Below are 10,338 nucleotides of genomic sequence, written 5' to 3'. Positions count from 1 at the left end.
CCGAACACGGAAGTTAAGCTCTTTAGCGCCGATGGTAGTTGGGGGCTTCCCCCTGTGAGAGTAGGACGTCGCTTCGCGAAAGTAAAACCACTGAGAAATCAGTGGTTTTTTTGTATTGTAAGGAAATTATAAATATTCGTATTGAGAGTGAGAGCATTCTCTGTGTTTAATCTAAAGGTATCAATCTTTGAGTTTTCGATTTCTTAAGGTGACGCGTGATGGATTTATTAGGCTTTTCTAAATATGCCGTAGAATGGGCAGTTTCGTACAGCTGCTTTTTTACTTGTTGCTATAGTAGCCTTAATGATCATTACATTTTGCATTAATTAACTTTGCTTTCAATGCCTCTATTGGAAAAGCAGAGAGGATAAAAATCTAGCCAGCAACTTTTTATGTCCTTGTATATTGCTGAAAGGGAAACACCGATAGCTTTGTTTAAAATGATTACTTCAGAAAAATCCTTTACTTAATGTTGTACAATTTAAGATTAATGCATTACATTTAAACAAATTCTATTAATTCTTCATTGGAGAATTTTTGAAATTAAAGTTTCTATAATATGTGCCATGGAAAAAAGAAGAAGAGTGAATTATAGTTAAGGAAGTAAATCCATCATTTCGAAAGTGAGGTATTTAATAATGGAAAAAATACATATAGAAAATTTGCCAACTGAGCAAAAGAAAAAGGTCGGAAAAGTATATTCACAAAAAAATATGGATATTTTATCTATCCAATTGCAAACAGGCGAACAAATACCGGAACATAATGCGAAACAGACCGTTGTTATTATTGTGCGCTCAGGTGAAGTAGAATTTGTAGTAGAAGGACAATCGCAAAGATTAACGGCAGAGGATATTTTAATAATAGATCCTTTGGAAAAGCACAGTCTACAGGCAATGACAGATGTCGATTTAATCGTTATGAAGGTTGAAATTTAATGGGAAAAGTTATAACGAATGAAAACTGAAAAATCAGTGGAAGCTGCTGTATTGAATAGTTATAAATTTTACTAGCTAACAATTGCTGTTAGCTAGTTTTTTCATATACATAATCCGAGGTGGTAGGAAAGATATAAGCATCTTATAATAGAAGGACAATGACATATGAGGTGAAGACGATGAAAAATGATCGACCAATCGTTCAGGCATTGAAAAAATTTGTAGCGAATGAACCGCAATCTCTTCATGTACCAGGACATAAGAATGGGCTGCTTTCAAATTTGCCAAATGAAATTAAGCGGGCATTAACATATGATGTAACAGAATTACCAGGGTTGGATGACTTTCATCAGCCGGAGGAAGCAATTTTACAGGCTGAGCAGTTGCTCGCTGCTGCATATGGAGCAAATCGAAGTTTCTTTTTAGTAAATGGTTCTACGGTAGGGAATTTGGCGATGATTTATGCAACATGTCAAAAAGGGGACACTGTGCTTGTGCAGCGAAATGCGCATAAGTCTATTTTTCATGCACTTGAGCTTGTTGGGGTCAATCCCGTCTATATTGCACCGAAATGGCATACAGAAAGTCAAACGGCAGGCTGTATTGAACTTGCGGTATTAAAACAGGCGGTAACGAGCTATCCAAATGCTAAAGCTGCTATTTTTACGTATCCGACGTATTACGGGGTGACAGTCAATGACTTAGCAGAGCAAATTGAAATATGCCATAAGTACAATATTCCGGTACTTGTCGATGAAGCACATGGCGCCCATTTAACAGTGACGGAGAAGTTACCTGCATCGGCACTGGATTTAGGTGCGGACATTGTTGTACAGTCTGCGCATAAAACATTGCCAGCGATGACAATGGCTTCTTTTTTACATATTAAATCAACATTAGTAAGCGAGCAAAGGGTAAACCATTATTTACGTATGCTACAATCGAGTAGTCCGTCATATTTATTATTGGCATCCCTTGATGATGCGAGAAGTTATGTTGCGAATTACACGGAAATGGATTATGCGTATTTAATGGAAAAACGTCAGCAATTTATCGAATCGGTAACTGCATCAACGGAATTACAAATTGTAGAAGTTAATGATACATTAAAACTATTAATACGGGCACCTGGCTATACAGGCTTCCAATTAAAAGAAGCATTGGAGAAAATGCATGTTTACGTGGAATTAGCCGATGCTAATCAAGTGCTTATTATATTGCCGCTATTAAAGCACGGAGATAATTATTCATTTGCAGACTTGCGCATTCGAATGAAAGAAGCACTCATTCTCTTAAAAGATATGCCAGGCAATGCAGAAATGAATGAAGATAGGAATTTTGAAATGACGGCCATTACAAAACCGGAATATAGCTTTGGCGAAATAGAGCTGGCGGAAAAAGAATGGTTACCATATATGCGAGCGATCGGACGAATTGCTGCTTCTACTATTATTCCCTATCCACCAGGCATTCCATTACTTGTACTGGGCGAGAAAATCACAGTAGCAAAACTTAGTCAATTGGAGGAATTGCTTGCGATTGGGGCAATGTTTCAAGGGGAGCACCGTTTACAGGAAAAATTAATACAAGTCATAAAATAGATGCAGGGAGAATATAAAAATGCAAAGGAATTTTTTTATTACGTTTGAAGGCGGGGAAGGGGCCGGAAAAACGAGTGTGTTAAAAGCAATCGGCGAACGGCTGAAAGAAGGGCATATTGATGCCTTGCTGACACGTGAGCCGGGAGGAATTGAAATAGCCGAGAAAATCCGTGCGGTTATTTTGGATCCAGTCCATACGGAGATGCATGAACGTACAGAAGCATTATTGTATGCAGCGGCACGTGCCCAGCATTTTTATGAAAAAGTACTGCCTGCGCTTGAAGAAGGCAGGCATGTATTATGTGATCGATTCATTGATTCGTCATTAGCATACCAGGGCTATGCACGGGAAATTGGAGTAGATGATGTATTAGCCATTAATGAATTTGCTATAGGCAAGCGTCTTCCCGATGTGACGATTTTCTTTAATATTACCCCTGAAAAAGGGCTGGCCCGTATTCATGCGACTCGGAGTGATGAAATGAATCGATTAGATGTTGAGGGTTTGGCGTTCCATCAAAAAGTTTATGAAGGATACGAAGAGGCGATGAGACGTTATCCTGAACGTTTTAAAGTAATCAATGCCGATCAGCCTTTAGAGCAAGTCATCGAGGATGTATGGGGGATTTTAAATCCAATAATAGGGTAAAAGTAAATGAAGATAAGCCTTTGGCACATATCACAGATTTTCAAAGGGAAATGGGCAGGGGGAAGTCAGCTTAAAACTGTTCGTGTACTGCGATAACAGCTGACTGATTCACGGCATATATGCCTAACTCAAAAAAAATCTGGATGTAATTACGCTGAGGCGTAATTGAATTTATGATATAATAGAGGCACCAATTCAATGGAGGGGTGAGTACGGATGAAGTTAGTAGTAGCAGTAGTGCAAGATCAAGATAGCAACCGATTATCAAATGCATTAACAAAAAACAACTATCGTGCGACGAAATTAGCGAGTACGGGTGGATTTTTACGATCTGGAAACACGACATTTTTAATAGGCACGGATGATTCTCTGATCCCAAAGTTATTGGACATTATTCGTGAAAACTGTCGATCACGTGAGCAAATGGTTGCTCCTGTATCGCCAATGGGAGGTAACGCAGATTCCTATATCCCGTACCCTGTGGAAGTTGAAGTTGGAGGAGCAATTGTATTTGTTTTACCAATCGAACAATTCCATCATTTTTAATTTCTTTCAACAGATTGAAAGAAGTTAAAACCTCTGGCGGATATTACGGATTCGGGCATGTATTTTCGATGCGGGCAAAAAACCGAATTCGGATGCGATTATGCCGAGGCATAATTGACTTTTTGGAGGCGAATGGTAAATGAAAATTAATCAAGATCTCCGTGTGAATTTAAATGCGAATCGCAATGATCTGCGTCCAGCGAATCAAAACGGGAATCGCTTTGGGGATATGGTTGTAAAGCAAGGCTCGAAAATGCAATCAGAGCAACTCACGAGACTATTAGGTGATATTTCGTCAGCTGGAGACCGGGTGGCACGTTCACGCAATTTACGGGAGCTGGCACGCTTTAAAATGCTTATTAAGCGTTTTTTGCAGGAAGCCGTTGATTATGGTCTCGAGATGAAGCAATCACATACATGGAATCGTTTTGGTGAAGGGCGTCGCTTAAAAATTGTCGAAACAATTGACGAGCGGCTTGTCGAATTAGCCGAAGATATTTTAAATGAAGAAAAAGAGTCTATTGAGCTATTAGCGAAAATTGGCGAAATTAAAGGCCTTTTAATAAATCTTTATATGTAAAAAAAGCCCGTGTCTTTGTTGTGCACTAGACGCGGGCTTTTTCCAAGCAGAAGATTGTTTGAATTGTACATAGGACTCTTCAAATAAATAGAAGCAAGAAACGAAAAAGGTGAAGGAAATGACACGTACTATAGACGAGCTAACTAAACTGCAACCCGTAGTGATGAAGCAATTACAAACAATTGTAGAAAAAAATCGTTTAGCACATGCCTATATTTTTGAAGGTGAAAAAGGTACAGGCAAACGAGATGTCGTCTCTTTTTTTATGAAACTTCTCCTTTGCGGAAATTTGTCAAAAAATGTTCCATGTGAAACATGTCGAAATTGCAGACGTGTTCAATCGGGAAATCATCCGAATATTTGGCAAGTGGAGCCGGATGGGCAATTTATTAAAATTGACCAAGTACGGGATTTAGTTGCTGAAATGAAGATGACAGGCGTGGAGGAAGGCAAGAAAGTTTATGTGCTTCATCATGCAGATAAATTAAATGCTGCATCGGCAAATATGCTCTTGAAATTTTTGGAAGAGCCAGATGGACAAGTTGTAGCAATTTTATTAACGGAGCAAATCCAGTCCATTATCCCGACGATCCGTTCGCGTTGCCAGCATATTAAATTTGCAAAAGCACCGCGTACTGCATTGCTGGAAAAACTTGTAGAGCAACGTGTTACAAATTCAATGGCAGCTACGGCTAGCATGGTAACAAATGATATAGATACAGCTTTTGCACTTGCAAATGATGAGCAGTTTGTACTTGCACGAAAAACAGTGTTAAAATTAGTAGAGATCGTTCATCAAAATGTTCATGAAGCATTATTATTTATTCATGACGAATGGCTACCATTATTTAAGGAAAAGGAAGAGATGGAGCTAGCACTCGATTTGTTATTGTTTGCGTATCGTGATATTGTAGCGATTAAAGCAAATCAACAAGCAACGTGCACGTATCCCGATATGTATCAACGATTTAATGAGATGGCGCTCGTCTTGACATATGAAAAATTGTCTCGCCAAATGCAGTCTATATTGCATGCCCGTACAAATTTAAATCGTAATATGAATCGTACGTTATTGATGGAACAGCTAATGCTGAATCTTCAGGAGGGGTATACATTTGTATAATGTAGTCGGAGTTCGCTTTAAAAAAGCGGGTAAAATATATTATTTTGATCCAGCAGCATATATTTTGGAAGTTGGAGAATATGTCATCGTAGAAACTGCACGCGGTATCGAGTATGGCAAAGTAGTTGTGCCAATGCGTCAAGTCGGGGAAAATGACGTTGTTTTACCATTAAAGCAAGTTGTTCGCCCGGCCGATGAGCGTGATCGTTTCCAAGTGGAAGAAAACACAATCGAGTCAAAGCGCGCATTTGAATTAGCGAATACGAAAATAATCGAGCATTCGCTGGATATGAAGCTTGTCGATGTAGAATATACATTTGATCGCAATAAAATCATTTTCTATTTTACAGCAGAAGGGCGTGTCGATTTCCGGGAATTAGTAAAAGATTTAGCGAGCGTTTTCCGTACACGTATCGAACTTCGTCAAATAGGGGTTCGTGATGAAGCAAAATTGCTTGGAGGAATCGGACCTTGTGGTAGAATGCTTTGCTGTTCGACATTTTTGGGCGATTTTGAGCCTGTGTCGATTAAAATGGCGAAGGATCAAAACTTGTCGCTAAATCCGACAAAAATTTCAGGGCTATGCGGGCGTTTAATGTGTTGCTTGAAATATGAAAATGATGATTATGAAATTGCAAAAGAAGGTATGCCGGACATCGGTGATCTATCTATGACACCAGAAGGAGAAGGTAAAGTCGTCGGATTAAATGTGTTGGAGCGGCTTATCCAAGTATATTTGACGAAGCAAGAGCGTATGGTTGAATATACGCTTGAAGAGCTCATACAATATGAGAAAAATTTGATATAGATAGAAATTAATGGGGTGGCTTGAGTGAAGGACCGTAATTTTTTAGATACTGTTATGGAGTTCGAACAACAGCTTGAATCAATGCAGCAACAATTTAGTGCACTTAAGCAATTTGTTGCACATATGATGGAGGAGCATCAGACGCTTCAAACAGAAAACCTTCACCTACGTACGCGTTTAGAAGAATTATTAGCGAGCGAAGCTAATACAGGTAAACAAGCGGAAGAGCTGAAAAAGGAATCTGTAGATATTGGCGAAGGCTATGATAATTTGGCAAGGCTTTATAACGAAGGTTTCCATGTGTGCCATGTGCATTTCGGCAGCTCTCGCAAAGGTGAAGATTGTTTGTTCTGTCTATCATTTTTAAATAAACAAAATGGTTAAAGGAAAAGGCTGAATCTGCAAAAGTAGATATCAGTCTTTTGTTTAGCATGAGGGTTTATTGGAATAGTAAATATGTGGAGGATTACGTAGTGGAACAATTGTTAAAGGATGATGAGCGGCTGGATTATTTACTTGCGGAAGATTTACGAATTATTCAAAGCCCATCTGTTTTCTCTTTTTCTCTAGATGCAGTATTATTAGCGCGCTTCGTGCAAATTCCGAAAAATAGAGGACATATTGTAGATCTTTGTTCAGGAAATGGGGTTATTCCACTATTTTTGAGTGCCCGAACGAACGCAAAGATTACAGGTGTGGAAATACAGCCGAGACTGCATGACATGGCAACACGCAGTATTGTGTACAATAATTTATCGCAACAAATTGACATGCAGCTTGGTGATGTCAAAGATGCACCTAAAACATTAGGTATCGAAAAATACGATGTGGTTACATGCAATCCTCCTTACTTTTTAGCGCATGAATTAAGTGAAAAAAATACGAGTGAACATTATGCCATTGCAAGGCATGAACTATATTTAACACTTGATGAGGCGATAGAAGCAGCAAGCCGTTTATTAAAACAGGGAGGAAAGACGGCATTTGTGCATCGGCCAGGAAGACTTTTGGATATTGTAAGTGCAATGCGAGCGAATCGCTTGGAACCAAAGCGCATTCAGTTTGTGTATCCGAAACGGGGAAAAGAAGCAAATACGCTGTTGATTGAGGCGATTAAAGATGGCAAGCCGGATTTGAAAATATTGCCTCCATTGTACGTATATGAGGATAACAATGAATATACGCCAGAAGTGAGGGCACTTTTATATGGAGAAGGAAACTAAACATTACTTTTATGTGCTGGAATGCAGTGATGCAACGTTTTATGCAGGCTATACGAATAATTTGGAAAAGCGCATTGCGACACATAATGCAGGAAAAGGCGCAAAGTATACAAGAGCAAGAGGTCCCGTAAAATGCATTTACTTTGAAACTTTTGAAACAAAGCAACAGGCGATGTCCGCGGAATATGCATTTAAACAATTGAATCGCACAAAAAAAATTGAGTATATAAGGAGTGCTGCATATGAAATCACAGAAAAGTAGCCAGCATGAGCAAGGAAGCTGCCTGTACTTAGTAGCTACACCGATTGGCAATTTAGAAGATATGACACTGCGTGCACTGCGTATTTTAAAAGAAGTGGATATTATTGCTGCGGAAGATACGCGCAATACGAAAAAGCTGTGCAATTATTTCGATATACAAACACCGCTAATCAGTTATCATGAACATAATATTGAAGTTGGCGGGGAGAAGTTGCTTGGCTATTTACGGGAGGGGAAATCGATTGCCTTAGTAAGTGATGCAGGTTTGCCATGTATTTCGGATCCGGGCGCGGATATTGTCGTAAAAGCAATTGCAGAAGATTTTGCGGTTGTGCCGGTTCCGGGAGCCAATGCAGCATTAACCGCTCTGATTGCTTCTGGCTTAAACCCACAGCCATTTTATTTCTTTGGTTTTTTAAAGCGAAATAAAAAGGAACGCCGTGAGCAGCTTGGAAAATTGGCGAAGCGCGAGGAAACGCTTGTATTTTACGAGGCACCACACCGTCTTAAGGACACATTAAAAGATCTACAGCTTGTATTAGGTGATCGTAAAATTACATTAGCACGGGAATTAACAAAAAAATTTGAAGAATTTTTACGCGGAACAGTAGAAAAGGCAATCAACTGGACAGCTGAAAATGAAATCCGTGGCGAATTTTGTATTATACTTGAAGGTAATCAGTTAGGTGATGTAGAAGAAGAAGCTTTTGACTGGTCCTCGATGACATTACAGCAGCATGTGGATTATACAATGGAAGAAATGAATACTAATTCAAAGGAAGCAATCAAGGAAGTCGCTAAATTGCGCGGTCTTTCGAAAAGAGATGTGTACAATGAGTACCACCGAGGGCCTTAAGAAAAGGCGAGTGATGGAAAAAGGTTGGATAAAAATGTATGATTTACTCAGAATCACTTGCGCAAACTATAATACATGTTATGATGTAAATAATATAAATAATATAAATAATAGCACTAGGGGCGCCCATTGGCTGAGAAGAACCCTTTGAACCGGATCTAGTTAGGACTAGCGTAGGGAAGTGAGGCATGTTGATAGGATAGATACGTGTACATTCCCCCGCTCTCTAAAAAGAGTGGGGTTTTAATTTTTATGGACAAGAAAGGTATAATCAGTTCACTGTAATTACCATAAGAGAAAAACATCATTTTCCATGAATTGTGTTTTCAAATAAGAAAAATTAAATATGTAATTAAACTCTAGGGGCGCCATTGGCTGAGAAGAACCCTTTGAACCGGATCTAGTTAGGACTAGCGTAGGGAAGTAGTTTCGATTGTATGTGTATACAACTTATGCAACGAAACCATTTCCTATTTAAGGAAGTGGTTTTTTTATTTTTCAGGAAAGTGCTTGTTATAAAAAAGGAGGAACTAGAAATGAAAGTGAAAACAGAAAAATTTACAGACCGACTTTTTAGAAATGTACAACCTATTTGGGAGGCAAATCATAGCCACCCATTTGTACAGGAACTTGGTAAAGGGACATTGGATAAGGAAAAGTTTATCCAATACATGAAGCAAGATTATGTGTATTTAATTGATTACGCGAAGCTATTTGCCATTGCATCTGTCAAATCTACAAATCTCGATATGATGGGGAAATTTGCTGCGATACTAAACGACACGCTTCATTTTGAAATGAAGCTACATCGCCAATTTGCAGCTGAATTTGGAATTACGTCAGAAGAATTGGAGGAAACAAAACCAACCCCTGCAAATTTAGCGTATACGAATTATATGTTAAATGCTGCGCAAAGTGGTAGCTTAGCGGATGTAGTAGCCTGCCTCTTACCTTGTGCATGGGATTATTGGGAGATTGGCAAGCTGCTAAGGGCGCAGTATGGACACGATTTATCGAATAATCCTTATGCCAAGTGGATAGAAACATACGATTCAGAGGAATTCGGCAACGGTGCAAAATGGTTGATTGACGTGATGAACGAATTAGCAGAGGGAAAACCAGAACGAGAGCTAGTCCAATTAGAAAAGCATTTCCAAATTACGTCAAAGTACGAGTATTTATTCTGGGATATGAACTATCACATACAGGATTGGCCGATTTAGTTTGTTTGAGAAGGTGATAAAGAAATGGTAGTTAGCTTACAAAATGTGACCTATGTTATTGAGGAACATGCCTCACCTGTAATCTCTAAATTAAATATGGAAATTAAACAGGGGGAATTCGTATCAATCATCGGCAGAAGTGGTACAGGAAAAAGCACGATTTTTAAATTGATAACCGGGCTACTCACGCCAAATGAAGGGCGTATTGTGATTCATAATCGTCTAGCAGCCCCAGGTGATGTGGGCTTTATGCCACAAAAAGATTTGCTACTGCCATGGCGTACTATCCTACAAAATGTCATGATCGCAACAGAAATTCAGAAGGATGTTACGCTAACAATAGAGGAAGCGATTGTCTGGATTAAGCGGGTTGGTTTAAAAGATTACGTATATGCCTATCCGAAAGAACTATCCGGTGGAATGAGACAACGTGCAGCTTTTTTAAGAGCACTCCCCCTCTGTTAGGATAGATGTCGTACCGAGCTAACGTGATATGATTAAGTAAAATACACGGAGGTCGAGACGAATG

General features: G+C 39.1%; 13 protein-coding genes, 1 rRNA gene and 2 riboswitches. All 14 genes read left to right on the top strand.

All coding sequences use genetic code 11. The features are described 5' to 3' along the window. Positions 1-77, top strand: a 5S ribosomal RNA gene (gene rrf / locus ACTHOQ_RS18250); the annotation flags it as partial. Positions 78-638: 561 nt separating this feature from the next. Continuing rightward, positions 639-938, top strand: coding sequence for a cupin domain-containing protein (locus ACTHOQ_RS18245; RefSeq protein WP_440497585.1), 300 nt, complete (start codon positions 639-641; stop codon positions 936-938). Positions 939-1,117: 179 nt separating this feature from the next. After that, positions 1,118-2,539, top strand: a complete 1,422-nt coding sequence (locus tag ACTHOQ_RS18240) for an aminotransferase class I/II-fold pyridoxal phosphate-dependent enzyme (protein ID WP_440497584.1) — start codon at positions 1,118-1,120, stop codon at positions 2,537-2,539. A 19-nt stretch (positions 2,540-2,558) separates the two neighbouring features. Next, complete coding sequence (gene tmk / locus ACTHOQ_RS18235; RefSeq protein ID WP_440497582.1) at positions 2,559-3,188, top strand: dTMP kinase; 630 nt, start codon at positions 2,559-2,561, stop codon at positions 3,186-3,188. Positions 3,189-3,404: 216 nt separating this feature from the next. Next, positions 3,405-3,734, top strand: coding sequence for a cyclic di-AMP receptor DarA (gene darA / locus ACTHOQ_RS18230; RefSeq protein ID WP_079523149.1), 330 nt, complete (start codon positions 3,405-3,407; stop codon positions 3,732-3,734). Between the two features lie 139 nt (positions 3,735-3,873). After that, complete coding sequence (locus tag ACTHOQ_RS18225; RefSeq protein WP_440497580.1) at positions 3,874-4,314, top strand: YaaR family protein; 441 nt, start codon at positions 3,874-3,876, stop codon at positions 4,312-4,314. A gap of 118 nt (positions 4,315-4,432) precedes the next feature. After that, the gene (gene holB, locus ACTHOQ_RS18220) at positions 4,433-5,437 is read left to right on the top strand and encodes a DNA polymerase III subunit delta' (RefSeq protein ID WP_440497578.1); all 1,005 of its coding nucleotides are present in this window, start codon (positions 4,433-4,435) and stop codon (positions 5,435-5,437) included. Further along, positions 5,430-6,245 carry a PSP1 domain-containing protein gene (locus ACTHOQ_RS18215; RefSeq protein WP_440497577.1) on the top strand — a complete coding sequence of 272 codons (816 nt, stop codon included), beginning with the start codon at positions 5,430-5,432 and terminating at the stop codon, positions 6,243-6,245. Before holB ends, ACTHOQ_RS18215 begins: the two co-directional genes overlap by 8 nt. A 24-nt stretch (positions 6,246-6,269) precedes the next feature. Continuing rightward, the gene (yabA, locus tag ACTHOQ_RS18210; RefSeq protein ID WP_440497576.1) at positions 6,270-6,629 is read left to right on the top strand and encodes a DNA replication initiation control protein YabA; all 360 of its coding nucleotides are present in this window, start codon (positions 6,270-6,272) and stop codon (positions 6,627-6,629) included. 89 nt (positions 6,630-6,718) lie between these two features. Next, a complete protein-coding gene (locus ACTHOQ_RS18205; protein WP_440497575.1) occupies positions 6,719-7,468 on the top strand; it encodes a tRNA1(Val) (adenine(37)-N6)-methyltransferase in 750 nt (249 codons plus the stop codon). Further along, positions 7,452-7,730 carry a GIY-YIG nuclease family protein gene (locus ACTHOQ_RS18200; protein ID WP_440497574.1) on the top strand — a complete coding sequence of 93 codons (279 nt, stop codon included), beginning with the start codon at positions 7,452-7,454 and terminating at the stop codon, positions 7,728-7,730. The genes ACTHOQ_RS18205 and ACTHOQ_RS18200 overlap by 17 nt, the downstream gene beginning before the upstream one ends. Beyond that, a complete protein-coding gene (rsmI, locus tag ACTHOQ_RS18195) occupies positions 7,711-8,586 on the top strand; it encodes a 16S rRNA (cytidine(1402)-2'-O)-methyltransferase (RefSeq protein ID WP_440497573.1) in 876 nt (291 codons plus the stop codon). The genes ACTHOQ_RS18200 and rsmI overlap by 20 nt, the downstream gene beginning before the upstream one ends. A gap of 108 nt (positions 8,587-8,694) precedes the next feature. Further along, positions 8,695-8,783: riboswitch (TPP riboswitch) on the top strand. 154 nt (positions 8,784-8,937) lie between these two features. Next, positions 8,938-9,025: riboswitch (TPP riboswitch) on the top strand. Positions 9,026-9,122: 97 nt separating this feature from the next. After that, positions 9,123-9,809 carry a thiaminase II gene (gene tenA / locus ACTHOQ_RS18190; RefSeq protein ID WP_440497571.1) on the top strand — a complete coding sequence of 229 codons (687 nt, stop codon included), beginning with the start codon at positions 9,123-9,125 and terminating at the stop codon, positions 9,807-9,809. 24 nt (positions 9,810-9,833) lie between these two features. Next, complete coding sequence (locus ACTHOQ_RS18185) at positions 9,834-10,274, top strand: ATP-binding cassette domain-containing protein (protein WP_440497569.1); 441 nt, start codon at positions 9,834-9,836, stop codon at positions 10,272-10,274. The last annotated feature ends 64 nt before the right edge of the window (positions 10,275-10,338 follow it).

It is taken from the genome of Solibacillus silvestris, from assembly GCF_051967575.1.
Lineage (GTDB): Bacteria > Bacillota > Bacilli > Bacillales_A > Planococcaceae > Solibacillus > Solibacillus silvestris_B.
The sequence above is the reverse complement of the archived record's forward strand: the minus strand, read 5'-3'. Positions and strand labels throughout refer to the sequence as shown.